Source organism: Nonomuraea sp. NPDC049725, assembly GCF_040674795.1.
Classification (GTDB): domain Bacteria; phylum Actinomycetota; class Actinomycetes; order Streptosporangiales; family Streptosporangiaceae; genus Nonomuraea; species Nonomuraea ceibae.
In genome coordinates this window covers 1-17,478 of record NZ_JBFANJ010000023.1, presented here as the reverse complement: position 1 = coordinate 17,478, position 17,478 = coordinate 1, and the positions used below count along the sequence as shown (strand labels likewise).

General features: G+C 74.0%; 13 protein-coding genes. 3 read left to right on the top strand and 10 right to left on the bottom strand.

Annotation, left to right across the window (positions count from 1 at the left end; genetic code table 11):
* Positions 1-205 precede the first annotated feature (205 nt).
* The 3 genes from AB0J53_RS39865 to AB0J53_RS39855 all read right to left on the bottom strand — a co-directional run bounded on the left by AB0J53_RS39865 (position 206) and on the right by AB0J53_RS39855 (position 4,303).
* A complete protein-coding gene (locus AB0J53_RS39865) occupies positions 206-1,663 on the bottom strand; it encodes a hypothetical protein (RefSeq protein ID WP_364182184.1) in 1,458 nt (485 codons plus the stop codon).
* 37 nt (positions 1,664-1,700) lie between these two features.
* The gene (locus AB0J53_RS39860) at positions 1,701-3,878 is read right to left on the bottom strand and encodes an acyl-CoA dehydrogenase (RefSeq protein WP_364182182.1); all 2,178 of its coding nucleotides are present in this window, start codon (positions 3,876-3,878) and stop codon (positions 1,701-1,703) included.
* A 62-nt stretch (positions 3,879-3,940) separates the two neighbouring features.
* On the bottom strand, positions 3,941-4,303 hold the full coding sequence (locus AB0J53_RS39855; protein ID WP_364182179.1) for a hypothetical protein: 363 nt from the start codon (positions 4,301-4,303) through the stop codon (positions 3,941-3,943).
* A 715-nt stretch (positions 4,304-5,018) separates the two neighbouring features.
* Between AB0J53_RS39855 and AB0J53_RS39850 the strand changes: the two genes are divergently transcribed.
* Positions 5,019-6,479, top strand: a complete 1,461-nt coding sequence (locus AB0J53_RS39850) for an AMP-binding protein (protein WP_364182176.1) — start codon at positions 5,019-5,021, stop codon at positions 6,477-6,479.
* An 18-nt stretch (positions 6,480-6,497) separates the two neighbouring features.
* Positions 6,498-7,589: a trypsin-like peptidase domain-containing protein gene (locus AB0J53_RS39845; protein WP_364182173.1), complete on the top strand. Its 1,092-nt coding sequence runs from the start codon at positions 6,498-6,500 to the stop codon at positions 7,587-7,589.
* A gap of 25 nt (positions 7,590-7,614) precedes the next feature.
* Here the strand turns inward: AB0J53_RS39845 and AB0J53_RS39840 are convergent, their stop codons facing one another.
* From AB0J53_RS39840 to AB0J53_RS39810, 7 genes are all read right to left on the bottom strand, one after another.
* Positions 7,615-8,154, bottom strand: a complete 540-nt coding sequence (locus AB0J53_RS39840; protein WP_364182170.1) for an OmpA family protein — start codon at positions 8,152-8,154, stop codon at positions 7,615-7,617.
* Entirely contained in the window at positions 8,138-8,761 is a 624-nt protein-coding gene (locus tag AB0J53_RS39835; protein ID WP_364182168.1) for a hypothetical protein, read from the bottom strand. The genes AB0J53_RS39840 and AB0J53_RS39835 overlap by 17 nt, the downstream gene beginning before the upstream one ends.
* A gap of 77 nt (positions 8,762-8,838) precedes the next feature.
* Positions 8,839-11,841 carry a BTAD domain-containing putative transcriptional regulator gene (locus tag AB0J53_RS39830; RefSeq protein ID WP_364182165.1) on the bottom strand — a complete coding sequence of 1,001 codons (3,003 nt, stop codon included), beginning with the start codon at positions 11,839-11,841 and terminating at the stop codon, positions 8,839-8,841.
* 5 nt (positions 11,842-11,846) lie between these two features.
* Positions 11,847-13,340 carry a serine/threonine-protein kinase gene (locus AB0J53_RS39825; RefSeq protein WP_364182162.1) on the bottom strand — a complete coding sequence of 498 codons (1,494 nt, stop codon included), beginning with the start codon at positions 13,338-13,340 and terminating at the stop codon, positions 11,847-11,849.
* A gap of 14 nt (positions 13,341-13,354) precedes the next feature.
* On the bottom strand, positions 13,355-14,461 hold the full coding sequence (locus AB0J53_RS39820) for a hypothetical protein (RefSeq protein ID WP_364182160.1): 1,107 nt from the start codon (positions 14,459-14,461) through the stop codon (positions 13,355-13,357).
* Positions 14,449-15,819: a hypothetical protein gene (locus AB0J53_RS39815; RefSeq protein WP_364182157.1), complete on the bottom strand. Its 1,371-nt coding sequence runs from the start codon at positions 15,817-15,819 to the stop codon at positions 14,449-14,451. Before AB0J53_RS39815 ends, AB0J53_RS39820 begins: the two co-directional genes overlap by 13 nt.
* Positions 15,820-15,979: 160 nt before the next feature.
* Positions 15,980-16,819 carry a phosphatidylinositol-specific phospholipase C/glycerophosphodiester phosphodiesterase family protein gene (locus tag AB0J53_RS39810; protein WP_364182154.1) on the bottom strand — a complete coding sequence of 280 codons (840 nt, stop codon included), beginning with the start codon at positions 16,817-16,819 and terminating at the stop codon, positions 15,980-15,982.
* Between the two features lie 115 nt (positions 16,820-16,934).
* Here AB0J53_RS39810 and AB0J53_RS39805 point away from each other — a divergent pair, with 115 nt between their 5' ends.
* The gene (locus AB0J53_RS39805; protein WP_362961259.1) at positions 16,935-17,387 is read left to right on the top strand and encodes a permease-like cell division protein FtsX; all 453 of its coding nucleotides are present in this window, start codon (positions 16,935-16,937) and stop codon (positions 17,385-17,387) included.
* The last annotated feature ends 91 nt before the right edge of the window (positions 17,388-17,478 follow it).

The window sequence follows — 17,478 nt, the reverse complement described above, 5'->3', positions numbered from 1 at the left end:
GCGACGCTACGTTGACCACCGCGACCGACGCGCCGACCGCCAGCAGGGCTCCAATGGCCAATGCCGCGAGAATTCGCAACACAGAGCGCTCCCTCCACATCGGTACGATGTGTGCCGACACTAGAACGTGTTACGGGACGAATCCATAGGTATCGTCAAACCGTGATGTAATAAGTTACCCTCAAGTAAGACGTGAATGAGCCGGTCAGCGGCGCCATAGCGTCAGCTCCCGGCCCTGGTGCACGGGCGTCCAGCCGCGCCGATCGAAGGGGAACCGGTTCTCGGTCCCGGCCACGAGCACGTACCTGACACCGGCGGGCGACAGCCTGTTGCGCGGGTCCTCGCCCCGCACCCGCAACCGCCCCCCGTCCGGCAGCCCGACCAGCAGCGTGTCGTCCCGGACCACCCGGCGCGCGAACATCTTGGCGGCCGGGTCGAGCATCACCCGCCCGCCGTTCCAGGCGAACGCCCGGTGCGCGCCCCACGGCAGCGACAGCAGCGCGCCCGGAGCCGGGTCGGCGTTCACGATCCGCTGCACCGCCCGCCACTCCTGCGGGTACGCCACCGCCTCCAGCCGCCCCGACGCCCCCCACGCGAACGTCGGCAGCACCAGCACCGGCGCCAGCAGCCCGACCACGGCCGGGGCGCCCGACCGCAGCACCGAGCCCAGGCCCACGGCCGCCACCAGGACCAGCGGCGCCAGGTACGCCTGACCGTCACGCAGCGGCCCGAACCCCGCCCACGCCCCGATCAGCCACTTCAGCACGCCCGGCGCGAACGCCCCCAGGCACGCGACCCCGAACCCCGCCCCGGCGGCCACGGCCAGCCCGCCCCACCACTGCGGCCGTTCCTCCGCGCGCATCCTGGCATACCCGTACAGACCGGTCAGCGCGAGCGCCAGCCGTCCGGCGGCGAGCCACCACGACTCCTGGCCCGGCACCCCGGCCTCGGCGTTCCAGATGCCGCCGAGCGACAGCAGGCTCCCCAGCACCCCGAACGGCCCGTCGGCCCGCGCCGCGAACGCGTCGACCCCCGCCGGGTCCGTCACCGCGCCCGAGGTCAGCGCGGGCACCAGCCACGGCAGGCTGAGCACGCCGAGCGTCATCCCCGTCACGGCCGCGCGCCGCCGCGCGACCGCGATCGGCGCCAGCGTCAGCGCGGTCACCAGCATCGCCTGGAACCCGCCCACCGCCGCCGGCACCAGCGCCCCGACGAGCCGCCACCACTGGCGCCACCCTCCGCGCCACCACCCGCGCGCGGTGGCGCCCACGGCCCGGACCGCCCAGGGCAGCCCCGCCACCCCCAGCAGCAGCGCCCACTGGCCGAGCAGGAGCCGCTGGGCCAGGTAGACGTTCCACGCGTAGAAGACGGCCGCGACCAGCCGCCCGATCCGGCGCTCCGGCGGCACCAGCGCCGCCGCTCCGCTCGCCGCCAGCACGAAAATCGCGACCAGCAGCCCCTTCTGGACCAGCTCCCCGGGCAGGACCCGCGACAGCAGCGCCGCCACGAGATCGCTCGGCACCGCCCGGGGGAACCCCCCGGAGTCGGGCAGCAGCGGCGGATCCGGCACGAACACCAGGTCGTACCGGAGCACGAACCCCCACCCGAGCGCCGGCCCCAGCGCCAGCACGGCGAGACCCGCGCCCAGGAGCGCGGGTCCCATCCGTTCGAGCCTCCCCACGAGGAGGGAGGGTAGCCGGTTACTTGCCGGGCTCGGGATCCCGAGGCAGGCCCAGCATGCGCTCACCGATGATGTTGAGCTGCACCTCGGTCGTGCCGCCGTAGATCGTCATCGCCCGGGTGGCCAGCACCGCGCGGTTCCAGTAGCCGGCGTCGCCGAGCTTCATGTCGGCCGCCGTCACCGCCTGGGCGCCGAGCAGGCTCACCGCCGCCTCGGAGACGTGCTGGGCGTGCGAGGTCGACAGCAGCTTGCGCACCGACGCGTCGGCCCCCGGCTCCGACCCGGCGAGCTGCTTGAGCGTCACCCGCAGCGACAGCGCGTTGATCGAGTGGCCCTCGCAGATCACCCCGGCCAGCTCGTGCCGCTCGACCGGCGTGAGCTCGCGGCCCAGCCGCCCGGCCAGGCCCAGCAGGTCCGGCACGGACGCGCCGGTGCCGCCGGAGCCCGACGAGAGCGAGACGCGCTCGTTCGACAGCGTGTTGCGCGCCACCTTCCAGCCGTCGCCGACCTCGCCCACGACCAGGTCGTCCGGCACGAACACGTCGTCCAGGAAGACCTCGTTGAACAGGTTCTCGCCGGTCATCTCCGTCAGCGGGCGCACCGTGACGCCCGGCGACTTCATGTCCACCAGGAAGTACGTGATGCCCTCGTGCTTGGTGCCCTCCGAGGAGTTGCGGGCGATGCAGATGCCCCACTCGGCGAAGTGCGCGACCGACGTCCAGATCTTCTGGCCGTTCAGCTTCCAGCCGCCCTCGACCTGCTCGGCCTTCATCTGCAGCGCCGCCAGGTCGGAGCCCGCGCCCGGCTCGGAGAAGAGCTGGCACCAGATCATCTCGCCGCTGAGCGTCTTGGGCAGGAAGCGCTGCTGCTGCTCCGGCGTGCCGTACGCGGCCACCGACGGCACCACCCAGGCGCCGATGATCATCGCGGGCAGCCTGACCTTGGCGGCCTTGAGCTCCTGCGCGATCAGCACCTGCTCCAGCGGCGAGGCGCCCCGGCCCCACGGCCTCGGCAGGTGCGACATGACGAACCCGCGGTCGGCCAGCGCCCGCTTCTGCTCCTGGCCCTCCAGGGCGGCGATCTCCGCGATCTCCGCCCGGATCGCCTCGCGCATCGGCTCGGCGTCCTCCGGCAGGTCGATCTCCATCTCCCGCGAGACGCCCTGGAGCGCCAGGTCCGTCACCCGGGCCGCCCACTCGGCCGACGGGCCCAGCAGGGCGCGCAGGGTGAGCGCGCGGCGGTAGTAGAGGTGGGCGTCGTGCTCGAAGGTGTAGCCGATGCCGCCGAACGTCTGGATCGCGTCCTTGGCGCACTGCACGGCGGCGTCCGGGGCCATCACCCCGGCGATCGCGGCCGCGTACTCCAGCTCCTTGCCGGTGGCGCGCGTCGCGTCCCACACGGTGGCGCGGGCCTGCTCCAGCGCGACCAGCATCCGCGACAGCTTGTGCTTGATGCCCTGGAACTGGCCGATCGGCCGGCCGAACTGGACGCGTACCTTGGCGTAGTCGGCGGCGGCCGTGACGCACCAGGACGCCACGCCGGCGGCCTCCGCGCCCAGCAGGACGGCGGCCAGGTCGCGCACGTCCGAGCCCGACACGCCCTCCAGCACGCGGTCGGCGGGCACGCTCACGCCGTCCAGCTCCACCTTCGCCACCGGGCGGGTCAGGTCCAGCGACTTGACCTCGGTCACCGTGACCGAGGCGGCGTCGAGCGCCACCCACACCTCGCCGTCGGCCGTCGACACCGGCAGCACCAGCACGTCCGCCAGCGAACCGCCGAGCACCGGCTCGGCCGTGCCGCCGACGACCAGCGTGCCGTCGTCCGACGGCGTCCCGGTCAGCTGCCCGCCCAGGGCGAGCGCGCCGGTCAGCGTGCCGTCGGCCAGCCCCGGCAGCAGCTCGTGCCGCTTCGAGGCGTGGATCACCGCGCTCGCCAGCACCGTCGGCACGTACGGGCCGGGCGCCATCCGCTCGGCCAGCGCCTCCACGGCCACGGCGGCCTCCAGCAGGCCGTAGCCGGAGCCGCCGGCCTCCTCGGGCAGGTGCAGGCCGAGCAGCCCCTGCTCGGCGAGCCCCGGCCAGAACGCGGGCCGCCCCTCGCCCCCGGCGCGCAGCAGCTCGGCCGGAATGTTCCGCTCGGCCCAGCCGGTCACCGACTCGCGGAGCGCCTCGTGCTCCTCGCTCAACCCGATCGCCATGTGCTCATCCTCCAGGCAGGTCCCATCGATGCCAGAACCATATTCTAGAGGATGCTTCTGGCCTAGAGTGGACGAACTTTCGCCGCCAACGTCTTCAAATCCGCCCAGTACGCCTTTCCCGGCTCCGGAATCGACGCCACCACCGTCTGCGGCACCGCCGCCTTCCCGCCCAGCCTCGGGAACGCCCGCTTCGCCGGCACCGCCGGCAACGCCGCCCCCGCCGTGGTCCCGGTCGCCGTCGGGGACCCGCTCACGCTCCCGCTCGCGGACGGCACCGGCACGACCGGCACCACCTCCTCGACCGCCGGCTCCTCCGGCACATCGCCCGAGAACACCACGAACACCAGCAACACCGCCGCCACGGTCGCCACCACGGCGCCGACCAGGTAGATCACCTTGATCGGCACATCCCCGATCCGGCTCACCACCCCACCCTTGGGCTCCGGCGGCAATCCCACCCGCGGCCCATTCTGCGGGGGAAAGCCCCCTCCAGGAGCGCCCCCTCCAGGCAGGGACGCGGCCCCACCGGGCAGGGGCGCGCGGCCCCCAGGTACGGGCGCGGGGCCGGACCACCCGGGCATAGGCCCCCCGGGTGCGGGCGCCCCGGGCGCGGCCCCTTCGCGTGGGGGCGTGCCGGGCGCGGAGGTGGGGCCTCCGGGGGCGGGCGCTCGCTCGTCCGAGGCAGCGGGGCCTCCACCGGTGGCGCCTTCACCCGGCGCGGCGGCCATCCCCCCAGGCACGCGCGCGCCCCCAGCGGGCGCGCCCCCTCCGGGTACGGGCGCGGGCCCTCCGGGGTGTGCGGGGGGAACGGGTCCCGGGGCTCCTTGGGGGGCCGGGGCGCCGTGGCCGCCCTGGGGGCCCGGTGCCGGGGGGTGCGCCTGGTCGGGTGGGGGTTGGGTCAGGGCTCGCTGGATGGGGCCGGGGGTGGGTGAGAGGGCGCGCCAGTCCGTGGTGATGATCGTCTCGTCCGCCGCGGGGTCGTCCGGCGGGGGGACGACGATCTTGCGGAAGGGAGCGGTGGGAGCATCGTTGGTGTGGTCCTGGTCGCCGACGTCCGCCATGGGACGAGGCTACGTCACCCCGGAAGCCGAAATTTCCGCTATTCCGTTTGCAGAACTAAATTCTGTAATGTCGCCAGATATGAGGGGCTTCTATGAGATCGCGGCGAACGACCCAGGACGGCCCGCCCTACTCGGCGACAGCGACAGCACCAGCGACGGCACCGGCCACGGGACCGTCACGTACGGAGAGTTGCATGCCCGGGTGAACCGGGCCTCGCACGGCCTGGTGGACAAGGGCGTGGGCCACGGCGACGCGGTGGTGACCGTGCTGAAGAACGGGCTCGACGCGCTGACCATGATGCTCGCCACGTACCAGACAGGCGCCTATCTGGTCCCGGTCAACTGGCATTACACCGACGACGAGATCGCCTACATCGTGGCCGACTCCCGGGCCAAGGTCGTGGTCGCCCCGGACCGGCTCACGGTGGACGACCTGGCCGAGGGCCGCCCGGCCGAGCCTCCGGCGAACCGCCGCGCCGGGTCGATGATGCTCTACACGTCCGGCACGACCGGCAGGCCGAAGGGCGTGCGGCGCAGGCTGCTGGATCTGACGCCGGAGGACCTGTACCCGATCCTCATGCGCAAGAGCTGGCGGCATTTCGGCCTGCCGCAGGACGGCGTGCACCTGGTCTGCTCGCAGCTCTACCATTCGGCCCCGTACGGCCAGGCGATGATGGCGCTGCAGTTCGGGCATGCGATCGTGGCGCCGGAGCGGTTCGAGGCGGCGCAGGCGCTGCGGCTGATCGAGCGTCACCGGGTGACGAACGCGTTCATGGTGCCGACGATGTTCCACCGGCTGCTGGCCGTGCCGGACCGGGAGTCGTACGACCTGTCGTCGCTCACGCATCTCTACCACGGCGCGGCCCCGTGCCCGCCCGCGACCAAGCAGGCGATGATCGACTGGCTGGGCCCGGTGCTGTGGGAGTACTACGGCTCGACGGAGGCGGCGGTGGCCACGATGGTGTCGTCGCAGGAGTGGCTGGCCAGACCGGGCACGGTGGGCCGGGCGCTGGACGGGATGGCGTTCACGATCGTCGGCGAGGACGGCGAGGAAGTGCCGCCGGGGCAGCCGGGCCTGGTGTACATCGGCGGCATCAACCGGTTCGAGTATCACGGCGATCCGGACAAGACGGCGGAGGCGATGCGGGGCCGCGACTACACGCCGGGCGACATCGGCTACGTGGACGAGGAGGGCTACCTGTTCCTGCTGGACCGCAGGACGGATCTGATCATCTCGGGCGGCGTCAACATCTACCCGGCGGAGGTGGAGGCGGCGCTGCTGGAGCATCCGGCGGTGGCGGACGTGGCGGTGATCGGGGTGCCCGACCCGGAGTGGGGGCAGAAGGTGGTGGCGCTGGTGCAGCCGGCGCCGGGGGTCACCGGCGACGGCGAGCTGACGACGGAGCTGCTGCGCCACTGCGGGCCCCGGCTGGCCAGGCTGAAGCACCCGCGCGCGATCGAGTACCGGGAGTCGCTGCCGCGTACGCCCACAGGCAAGCTGAGCAGGCGAAATGTCCGGGAGGCGTATCTTTCCGGCTGAGCCGGGCAGTAGTGCTCCATGCAGCGGTTCTTGCCGGCACTCACCGCGTTGACGCTGGTCGCGGGCTGTGGCCAGATACCTCCGCCGGGCGCGCAGTCGCCGGGCACCCCGGCGCCGCCGTCGGCCACGCACACGGACACCGCCTCGCATCCACCGCCCGCGTCGCCCACCTCGCACGCGCAGGCGCTGGAGACCGCGTACGAGCGCGTCATCGCGGAGGTGCTGCCGTCGATCGTGCAGATCAACACGAGCACCGGCCTCGGCTCCGGCGTCGTCTACGACGCCGAGGGCCACATCGTCACCAACGCGCACGTGGTGGGCGACGCCAAGCAGATGGACGTCACGCTCGCCACCGGCGGCGCCACCCGGCGGGCCAGGCTGGTCAAGGCGTTCCCGGCCGGCGACCTGGCGGTGATTAAGGTGGACGATCCGCAGGGGCTGCAGCCGGCCAGGTTCGGCGACTCGGCCAAGCTCCGCGTGGGCCAGCTCGTGCTGGCCATGGGCAACCCGCTGGGCCTGTCGGGCAGCGTGACGAACGGCATCGTGTCGGCGCTGGGCCGAACCGTCAGCGAGCCGGAGAACCCGGGCTCGCCGGGCGCGACGATCGCCGGGGCGGTCCAGACGTCGGCGGCGATCAACCCGGGCAACAGCGGCGGCGCGCTGGTGGACCTGTCGGGCCAGGTGATCGGCATCCCGACGCTGGCGGCCACCGATCCGAGCCTGGGCGGCGGGGCGGCGCCGGGCATCGGGTTCGCCATCCCGAGCAACACCGCCACGGACATCGCCGCCCAGATCATCAAGCACGGCAAGGTGATCAACAGCCATCGGGCGGCGCTCGGCGTCCGGGGCAGCACGGTCATCGGCGAGAACGGCCAGCCAGCGGGCGTGGGCGTCGTGTCGCTGGTCAAGAACAGCGGCGCGGAGAAGGCCGGCATCCAGGAGGGGGACGTGATCACCGGCGTCAACGACACCGAGACGCCCACGATGGCGGCCCTCACCGAGGCGCTCACCACCTACAAGCCGGGCGACAAGGTACGGATCGAGCTGACCAGGGGCGGCGGCGCCCCGCAGACGGTCACGGTGACGCTCGGCGAGCTCGCAGCCGACTGAACCCGCGCGCCCCGAGGCGGCGCACTCATCCAGATTCCTTGACGTCGTAGACGATCTCGACGCGGCGGTTCTTGGCGCGGTTCGCCGGTACGGGCTCGCCGTCGACGATGTTCGGCAGCTTGGGGCGGCTCTCGCCGAAGCCCTGCGCCTGGAGCGACACGCCCGCGCCGGTGAGCAGCCCGCGCATGGCCTGCTGGACGGCCTGGGCGCGGCGGGTGGAGAGCGTCCGGTTGTAGGAGTCGGAGCCCTGGTCGTCCGTGTGCCCCTCGATCTTGACGACGCCGCCCGCGCCCTCGGCGTTGATCTGTTCGGCGACCTGCTTGAGCCGCTGCCTGGCCTTGCCGGTCAGCGCCCACTTGTCCAGCGCGAACAGCACGTCGCTGGTCAGCGCCACCGTCACCTGGGTGCCCTGCTGGGTCTCGCTCTCGGTGCCGTCGAGCGACTCCACGGCGCCGATGATGTCCTCCACCGGCATCACCAGGTCCTCCACCGCGCCGACCGCCGACTCGGGCGGCGGCGTGGGGGACAGCGCCAGGGCGAGCGCCAGGCTAAGAGATCGGAACATCGGTCAGCACGCCGATCATCGGCATCTCGACGTTGACCTTCGTCACGTCGGCGGGCGGCGCGGCGAAGACCGCGTACAGGGAGCTCTTGTCGCCCGCCTTCAGGAAGCCGCCCTGGGTCTCGGAGCAGACGCACTCCGCGCCGGGGCCGGAGTTGTTGCGGGCGACGCGGTAGCGCTTGGCGTTGACCGGGTCGATGAGCGACACGCCGGAGACCGAGTAGTCCGACGGGATCTCGGCCATCCCGTTGTGCATGTTGACCTTGCCTTCCACGGCGGTGACGGTCCAGTTGAGCGTGACCGTCCTGCCCTGCCGCTTGAGCGCGGTGATCTCGACGCGGGCCCGGCCGGTGTCGCCCGCGCCGGACACGTCGGTCTCGTGGGTGGCGATGGCCTTCCCGCTCTGCGGCGGCGCGCTCTGCTGGTCGGCGGGCTGCTCGCCGGGCTGCTCGGGGGTGGGCTCCTCGGCGGGCGCGGCGCTCTCCTGCTGCGTGGTGGCGGCCGTCTGCTGCTTCTCCTCGCCACCGCCGCCGCTGCCCGGCTGGGCCGGGAGCATCCCGCAGCCCGCCAGCGCGACGGCCGCCGCCACGAGCGCGATCGTCCTGCGCATGTCCATGGTCACCTTTCGGGGGTTCGACTCTTGGCTCGACAAGCTAACGTTGCGACCTTCAGGATCCGCATAGCCCGCTATAGGCGCCGGCGCGCCTCCCGCGCCAGGTGTTCGGCCTCGGCGCGGCCTTGCCGGTCGCCGAGAACGTCAAACTCTCCCATAGCACGCATCAGCGCTTCAACCGCCCCGTCGTTGCGGCCGAGTTCCAGGTACGTGCGCGCCAGGACGAGCAGGGCCGCCGCCGCGTTGCGCCGGTCCCCGTACGCCGTGTACGTCTCCGCCGCCTGCCTGGCCGGTTCGGCCGCCGACTCCGGCACGCCCGCCGCCCTGGCGACCGCCGCCAGCACGAGCAGCCCGGCGGCCTCCGGCAGGCGGTCGCCGAGCCGCCGGTTCGCCGCGATGCGCAGCTCCGCGTGCTCGCGCGCCTCCGCGTAGCGGCCCGCCCTCAGGTGCAGCCTGGCCAGGTCCAGCCGCGCCTCGGCCGCCCCGCGCGGGTCGCCCAGCTCCTCGTAGCCGGCCAGGCTCCGCTCCAGCATGGCCTGATCGTCCAGCAGCGCGCCCAGCCCGCGCAGCGCGTCCGCCCGGCCGCGCAGGTCACCCGCCTGCTCGAACACCGTCAGCGCGCGGCGCAGCACCCGCTCGGCCTCGGGCCGGCGCGGCTCCACCAGGCCGAGCCGGAGCGTCACGCGGGCCAGCTCCAGCCCCTCCACCAGCGGCTGCGCCGCCCTCAGCGCCGCCGCCGCGGCATCGGCCCTGCCCTCCACCCGGTGCAGGTCCGCCAGGCCGCGCAGCAGCAGCGCCTCGCCCTGCCGGTGCCCCGCCGCCCGCGCCCCGTCCAGCCCGGTCGCGGTGGTGGCGTGCCAGTCGTCGTGGTGCCCGCCCAGCTCGAACAGCGGCGTCAGATAGAAGGCCAGCCGCCACGCGGCCTCGTGCAGCCCGGCCCGGTGGAAGTCCCCCACGGCCGCGGCCAGGAACCGCCGCTCCGCCGCCAGCCACCGCGCCTCCCGCCGCAACCACGCCGTCCCCCGCGACGTCTCCTCCCGCCGCCCGACCCCCGGCCCCCACCCGGCCCCGGCCTCCTCCCACGGCGCCCCCTCCCCGCTGTGGGGGAACACCCCGTACGGGGCGGCCCCCGGCCCCCAACCGGCCTCGGCCTCCTCCCGCCGGGCCCCCTCCCCGCCGTGGGGGAACACCCCGTACGGGGCGGCCCCCGGCCCTCGGCTCGCGTGATCACCACGGGCGGACGGGGGTCTCGGGGCGGGCGGGTCGTCGGGGGTGGAGACCAGGGTCCGGCCGGACCCCGGTTCGGCGGGGAGGAGGGCGGACCGGGCACGCCTGGCGCGGTCGAGCACCTCGGCGGCGCGGGCGCCCAGCACCGGGCCGGGCCCGCCCGCCTCGGCCAGCCGCTCCACGGCGTAGAGCCGGGTGAGGTCGTGCCACCCGTAACGCTCCTGCCCGGCCTCGTCCAGTCCGAGCGACTGCAGCAGCCCGGCCTCGGCCAGCGGCTCCAGGTCGGCCCCCGGAGCCCAGTCCGCGAAGTCCGGCCCCGTCCACGCCCCGAGCTCCCGCAGCAGCCGCCGCTCCGGCTCGGCCAGCCCGCGATACCCCACCGCCAGGCTGCCCCGCACGGCGAGGTCACCGGCGCTGAGCTCGTCCAGTCTGCGCCGTTCGTCCCCGAGCCGCCCGGCCAGGTGCGCCACCGTCCAGCCGGTCTTCCTGGCCAGCCGCGACCCGGCGATCCGCAGCGCCAGCGGCAGCCCGCCGCACAGCCGGACGATCTCCCGCGCCGCCTGGGGCTCGGCGGCCACCCGGTCGCGCCCGGCCACCCCGGCGAGCATGTCCAGCGCCTCGTCCGGGGCCAGCACCCCCAGCTCGTACGCCCTGGCCGCCTCCAGCCCGGCGAGCGGCGACCGGCTCGTCACCAGGGTCACGCTGCCCGCCCCGGTGGGGAGCAGGGGACGTACCTGGGTCTCGTCGGCGGCGTCGTCGAGCACGAGCAGCAGCCGCCGCCCGGAGGTGAGCCGCCGGTAGAGCCGCACCCGTTCGCCGAGGGTGGGCGGCACGCTCCCGTCGGGGCAGCCGAGGGACCGCAGCAGGTCCTCCAGCACGGTGCCGGGCGCGCGGCCGCCCAGCACGGCGTACAGCCGCCCGTCGGGCAGGTCCATACGGGACGCGGCCCGCACCGCCACCGCCGACTTCCCGGACCCGGGCGGCCCGTGCACCACCAGCAGCACGGGCGCCCCGCCGCCGTCCGGCGTGGCGGCGCGGAGAATCCAGGCGAGGACGTCCGTTCTCCCCGTAAAGTCCGAAATGTCGGGCGGCGTCTCGTTGAGCGGGACCCGCCGCTCCACCACCGGAACGGCAGCCGCCTCCCCCCGCAGCACCCGCTCGTGCGCCTCCCGCAGCTCGGCCCCCGGCTCCAGCCCCAGGTCGTCCACCAGGATCCGGCGCGCCTCCTGGTAGGCGGCCAGCGCCTCCGAACGGCGGCCCGCCTGGTGCAGCGCCGCCAGCAGATGCGCCCAGGCCCGCTCGCGCAGCGGATGCGCGTTGACCAGCGCCCGCAGCTCGCCGACGACCTCGGCGCCCCGCCCGAGCCGCAGGTCCAGCTCGACCCGTTCCTCGAGGGCGGTCAGCCGCAGCTCCTCCAGCGGCACCCCGTGCGCCCGGCGCAGCTCGGCGCTGTCGACGTCCGCGAGCGCCTGCCCCCGCCACAGCCCGAGCGCCTCCCGGAACGTGCCGGCCGCCTCGGCGACCGCGCCCGCGTCACGCGCCTTCCTGGCCTGCCCGACCAGCCGCTCGAACCGGTGGCAGTCCACCTCGTCCGGATCCGCCGCGATCAGGTAGCCGCCGGGCACCGTGATGATCCCGTCGACGATCTTGCGCAGCGCGCTGACGTACACCCGGAGCACCGGGTCCGCCGACTGCGGCGGCTGATCGCCCCACAGCACGCTCACCAGCCGCTCGACCGGCACCGCCCGGCCCGCCGACAGCAGCAGGGCCGCCAGCAGCGCCCGGTGCTTGGCCGGGCCAGGCCCCTGCCCGTCCTCGACCCGCAGCGGGCCCAGCACCCGGAACCGCACGCCGCTCACCCCTGCGCGGGCCGCAGCGCGAACGACTCGAACCGCACCCGCACCGCCGCCCCCGCGCCGGGCGCCGCATGCACCCCGGCGCTGCCCGGCCCGTAGGGGTCGTCGGCGTCGGCGGCCTCGGCGACGAGGCTCTCGTTCAGCCACATGCGCAGCTTCACCTCGTCCCCGCTTCCGGCGCACTCGGCCACGACGCGGTTCGCCTGGCCCGTCCTCACCCGCAGGGGACCGTACAGGACGGCGCCCTCCCGCCCGGCGCGGCGCTTGACGATGGCGACCTCGCCCGACCCGCTCACGGCGAACTCGTAGCGGTCGCCGCCGTCGCCGCGGCACCACACGCCGTACTCGCCGCTTCCCTCCTCCAGGGCCGCCTTCGCGCTCACGACCACGCCGCCGTCCGGCTCGGGCCTGGGCGCCGACTTCCACAGCCGCCACCCGTCCTTGACGGTCAGCTCGTACGCGGAGCCGTCGAGGCGCACGTTCCCGCCCTCGGACGCGCCGACCTCCCACGAGCCGAAGCCCGCCTCGTACGGCCAGGTCGCGGCTGGCGTCCCCCGCAGCCCGAGCACCGCGGCGACGGCCAGCACGGCGATCCCGGCGACCCCCGCGACCGCCCAGCCCCATCGGCGCCGTCCCCGCTCGGGGGCGTGGGGCGCCGGGTTCGTCCAGGTGCGTTCGACGACCTGGGTGGCCGAGGCGGCGCTGACGTCCGTGCCGCCGAGGAGCCCCGCGAGGAGCCCCTGGACGGTGGGCCGCTCGCGCGGGTCCTTGGCCAGCGCCCGCGCCACCAGGTCGCGGATGCCCTCGTCCAGCCCGTCGAGCCGGGGCTCCTCGGCGACGATCCGGTACAGCACCTCGCCGGGCGCGCCCTCGCCGAACGGGGCCCGTCCCGTCCCGGCGAACGCGATCACCCCGCCCCACGCGTACACGTCGGTGGCGGGCGTGACCGGCTCGCCGCGCGCCTGCTCGGGGGCCATGTACGCGGGCGTCCCGAGGATCGCCTGGCTGGCCTGGCCGTCGGAGCCGGCGAGCTGCGCGATGCCGAAGTCGATCACCTTGGGCCCGAGCGGCGAGAGCAGCACGTTGGACGGCTTGAGGTCGCGGTGGACGACCCCGGCGGCGTGGATGGCGCTGAGCGCGGTCGCGATGCCCACGGCCAGCGCGTCGAGGTTGCCGCCGGACAGCGGTCCCTGTTCCCGTACGGCCCGGGCCAGGTCGGGGCCTTTGACGTATTCGGTGACGAGATAGGCGACGTCCCCGTCGATGCCCGCGTCGAGCACCGGAGCCGTGCAGAACCGCGCCACCCGCCGGGCGGCGGCGACCTCCCGCTCGAACCTGCGGCGGAAGGCCGGGTCCCCGGCCAGCGAGGGGTGAATCAGCTTCACGGCCGCCAAGCCGCCGGTGGGCGTGGCGGCCAGGTGCACCTCACCCATGCCGCCCCGGCCCAGCACGCGCCGCAGCGTGTACCCGCCGATGACCCGATCGCCGCTCACCGCAGACAGAGTAGTCAGGTCCGGATATGTCCGCCGACTCTGGACTCCGGTCGCAGCAGGTGGCCGAACCCCGCCCTGTCCATCCGCGCGCGCAGCTCACCGGTCGTGACGCCGAGCGCGGCGGCGGTGTCCGGGAGACTCCACTGGTTCTCGGCCAGCCTGCTCAGCAGGTAGCCCCGCCTGACCTGCGCCTGCGAGAGCCGGAACGTCTTCAGGTACGCCGTCCGCCCCTGCTCGTCGGTGATCATCTCGCCGATGTGGTTCTCGGCGAACCGGTCGAAGACGGGCAGGAACCGCTGGAGCGTGAAGCGCCCGAGCCGGTAGACGTCCTGCACGTTCGGCGCCCGCAGGTCCCCGGCCATGACGGAGTCGTGGAACGCGGCCCACTCCTCCCCCTGCCGCTCGGCCTCACGCCGCAGGTCGGCGAGCGTGTCCACCCGGCTGTCGTCGATGGCCGCGCGGAAGTCGCGCACCGGGTAGTGCAGGGCGTACTCGTAGATCAGCTCGCCGTACAGGTCGCGGATCAGCGTCGGGTGCAGCGCCCGGTAGTCCTCCGGGTGCGGCGTCACGAACGCGCTGGCCAGCGTGTCGCCCACGTACAGGAGCAGCCCGCACTGCCCCGCGTGGAACTCGAAGACCCGCAGCGCGTCGTCCAGCCCGCGCACGTGCGCGCCGGAGTAGGCGGCCTCGACGCGCGGCGATAGCCCATCGGCGACCGCCGCCCGGGTCCACTCCTCCCAGGCGATCCCCGGCAGGTCGTAGTGCAGCGCCAGGTAACCCTCCAGGGCGAGGTGCAGGGGCAGGATGCGCAGCCGGTTCTTCGCCTCCCGCTGGACCAGGCGGCGGTGCGTCCTGATGGGCACGTGCCGCAGCGGCTCGCCGAGCTGCGTCCCGTACGCCGCGGCGGGCGTGCCGTCGCCGGTCCACGACGCCACGAACGCGTGCGGCACGTACGCGGTGTAGACGGTCCGGTCCGGCAGGAGCGCCATGGACAGCTCGTCGCCGTACACCCGGGCGTGCAGCCGCAGGTCCACGATCGGCTCGGGCCGCACCAGCGGCACCAGCCGCACGCTGCCCCAGGTCTGGGCGGGCATGGTGACCAGGCCGGTCAGATCGAGCATGCCCGCTCCTCCAAGTACGCCTGCAGCTCGCCCAGCCCGGTGCGCCCCTCGGCGAAGCGGGCCAGCTCGACCAGCGCGGGCAGGTCCTCGGCGTCGCGGATCCCGGCCGTCGGCACCAGGGGCGAGAGCCGCCGCACGTCGAACCTGTCGGCGTCGTACACCGGGTTGAGGTGCGCGACCCGTACCTCGCCCGCGGGGTCGAGCTTGCGCCGCCACACGCGCAGCACCTCGGCGGCCAGCCCGGGAGGCGCGTTGTCCCAGCCGTCGGAGACGATCACCAGCCGGTCGGGCCGCGTCTCCAGCGCGTCGAGGACGCGCAGCCCGAGCGGCGTCGCCCCGGCCGGCCGCGCGGCCACGGGCTCGGCCCGCCCCGACAGCCAAAGCCCGGTGTAGCGGGAGGCCAGCGCCTCCAGCAGGTAGTGGCAGGCCAGCGCGACCGCGAGCGGCCGGCGCCGCTTCACCGGCGAGCCGTAGGAGGAGAAGCTGTCGTCCAGCACCGCCGTGACGCTCCCCCACGTGCCCGCCCGCGCCCCCGCGACCCGCCGCGCGCCCGCGCGCAGCGCCGCGACGTGCTGCCGCCGCTCGTCCACGGGCAGCGACAGCACGTACGAGGCCGCGCGGACCAGCGGCAGCGCGGCCAGGTCGGCGCCGGTCTCGACGCCGCTCCCGCGTGCCGCGCCGGTCAGCCGCAGCCGCTCCAGCCTCGTCAGCCGGGGCGCGATCCGCTCCAGGAACACCGCCCGGCTGATCCCGTGCCGGGCGGCGAAGCCCTCCGCGACCGTGTACGGCAGCTCGTACAGGGCGTTCTTGTCGTAGTGCGCCCGCCGCCACGCCTCCAGCACCGGCGTCTGGAAGCGGGCGCGGCGGCGCGGCGCGAACAGGAAGTCGCCCAGCTCGCCGGGCGGCGTCAGGTGCGCGTGCCGCACCGCCGCCTTGACCGCCGAGCGGTACTTGACCGCGTCGAAGGCCAGGTCGGGGCGGGCGAGCAGCCAGTCGCGGACGATGGCCCGGGTGCGCCGGTTGTTCACGCCGTCGCGCTGGAGCTGCCTGAACAGCCGGTAGACGCGGGGCGGGCTCATCCGGGCCAGCCGCCGGGCGATCAGCCGCCCGTCGGCGGCGCTGCGCTCCCTGAGCACGGTGGCGATGATCAGGGCGGCGTTGTGGTCGTTGACGTCGAGCGCCAGCGTGGCCGCGTAGAGGCCGGGATAGTTGCCGTGCACGTAGCGGTGCAGGAAGTCGAGCGAGAGCCGCTGCTCGCCCGCCCCGCCGTGGAACTCGCGCTGCCCGGTGGCGGTGATCGCCGCGTTGGCGAAGAGCAGCACGTCCTCGCACTCGATCAGTTCGGCATAGGTGTCCATGGGGCCCCCGGATGGCGGTGGGGCTGACCGGGGAATGAGGGCACGAGCTGCGAAGCATCGCGGTAAAGGCGGTTTCCGGAAGTCGCACCGGAGTCCCGCGGTCAGCCTGATCCGGAACTTACCGGATCATCCACACCTACGCGACGAATTAACCGCCTCGTCAGGCCGCCGCGCGCTCGCCGTCGTGCTCCAGCAGGAACCGCTGCAGCCCGGCCAGGTCGTCGGTGTTGACGTGGTCCACGTCCGCCGCGACCAGCTCGCGCCAGAGCGCGTCCCGGGCGGGACCGGCCACGTCCGGCGTCGCCCAGAAGCGGACCCGCTGCCCGTCCCGGTGGGCCGTCGCCACGATGTCACGCAGCTTGGCCCGCTCCGCCTCCGGCATCGGGCCCTCGCCGCGCCAGGTGAATTGGTTGGTCCAGTTGTCGCTGATCAGCGGGACCAGCGACGCGCCGCCCTGGCCCAGGTCCGACAGGCGGCCGTCGTAGAACGCCGACCGCCGCTCCTGGCCCGCCATCAGGTCACGCGGCCGGTCCCCGCTGATCACGACCGTCACCGCGCCGGGCTTGACCTTGCCCTTGTGGTAGGTGGTCAGCATCTTGCGGTAGGAGCGCAGCACCTGGTCGAGCTCGGTGTAGGTGGCGGCGCCGTTGTTCTTGATGTCCACGAGAAGCTGGAGCTGCTGCCGGCTGCGCGGGTAGACGTGCCCGTGGTTGTCCCGTACGCGCCGGGCCAGCGGGTCGAGGTAGAGCGCCTGGAGGGTGCGGCCGGGACGCAGATCCTCCGGGTCGTGCCCGACGAGCAGCTCCCCGTCCACCAGGTAGATGTCCGCCTCGACACTGGTGAACCCGTGGTCGAGGGCGTCCAGCAGGGGGCGGTCGTGCTCGTAGTCGTTGTGCGCGTGCGCCCGTGGCAGCGGCTGCGCCCCGGCCGCCGACGCGGGAGCCGCCATCAGGACCAGTGCCCCCGCGGCGACCAGAGCCCCCAGAGCTCGACGGAACATCACATCTCCTCACACATCCGGAACCAGAGATGCGACACACCGTAGATCAGCAAAGTGTGACAGGAGTGACGTTTCGCCCAATACACGGATAAGTCAAGTCTGCGATGATCTCTCCATGTCCCGCCGGAAACTTCCCGCTATCGTGGCCGGCCTCGCCCTCCTCACGGCCGGGCTCGGCATCGGAACCTGGGCCCTCCTCCGCCCCCCGGACGGCCCCCTCCCGCCCCCCGCCGGCCCCTGGCCCACGACGGGCACCCTCGCGGTCTTCCTGTGCTCGTCCACCCCCACCGCCGAACCGTGCGAGAAGGGCGCCCCCACCGAGGCCGAGCGCCGCGTGATCGAACAGACTCTCCGCGACATGCCGGAAGTGTCAGACGTGCGCTTCGAATCCCAGCCGGCGATGTATCAGAGGCTCAAGGAGAGCGGCGATGCCTGGACCGCCGAGATTCGCGTGGATGACATGCCGGAGTCGTACCGCGCGAACCTCACCACACCCGGCGTCCGGACGGACCGCCTGGAAGCGCTCCCCGGAGTGACCAGCGTGCACGTGAACGGGGCAAGCTTCTAGTGAGCTGACCGTGAGTATTCGGGACACCACATGAGGTGTGTTTCGTTTCAGATTGGCTGTGTGGTGGTGACGGTCTCCGGTTGCTGAGGTC

Coding starts and splice junctions, on each gene's coding strand:
- AB0J53_RS39865 (WP_364182184.1), bottom strand. CDS start 1,663: ATGGGACCCGCGCTCCTGGGCGCGGGTCTCGCCGTGCTGGCGCTGGGG.
- AB0J53_RS39860 (WP_364182182.1), bottom strand. CDS start 3,878: ATGGCGATCGGGTTGAGCGAGGAGCACGAGGCGCTCCGCGAGTCGGTG.
- AB0J53_RS39850 (WP_364182176.1), top strand. CDS start 5,019: ATGAGGGGCTTCTATGAGATCGCGGCGAACGACCCAGGACGGCCCGCC.
- AB0J53_RS39845 (WP_364182173.1), top strand. CDS start 6,498: ATGCAGCGGTTCTTGCCGGCACTCACCGCGTTGACGCTGGTCGCGGGC.
- AB0J53_RS39840 (WP_364182170.1), bottom strand. CDS start 8,154: ATGTTCCGATCTCTTAGCCTGGCGCTCGCCCTGGCGCTGTCCCCCACG.
- AB0J53_RS39835 (WP_364182168.1), bottom strand. CDS start 8,761: ATGCGCAGGACGATCGCGCTCGTGGCGGCGGCCGTCGCGCTGGCGGGC.
- AB0J53_RS39820 (WP_364182160.1), bottom strand. CDS start 14,461: ATGCTCGATCTGACCGGCCTGGTCACCATGCCCGCCCAGACCTGGGGC.
- AB0J53_RS39815 (WP_364182157.1), bottom strand. CDS start 15,819: ATGGACACCTATGCCGAACTGATCGAGTGCGAGGACGTGCTGCTCTTC.
- AB0J53_RS39810 (WP_364182154.1), bottom strand. CDS start 16,819: ATGTTCCGTCGAGCTCTGGGGGCTCTGGTCGCCGCGGGGGCACTGGTC.
- AB0J53_RS39805 (WP_362961259.1), top strand. CDS start 16,935: ATGTCCCGCCGGAAACTTCCCGCTATCGTGGCCGGCCTCGCCCTCCTC.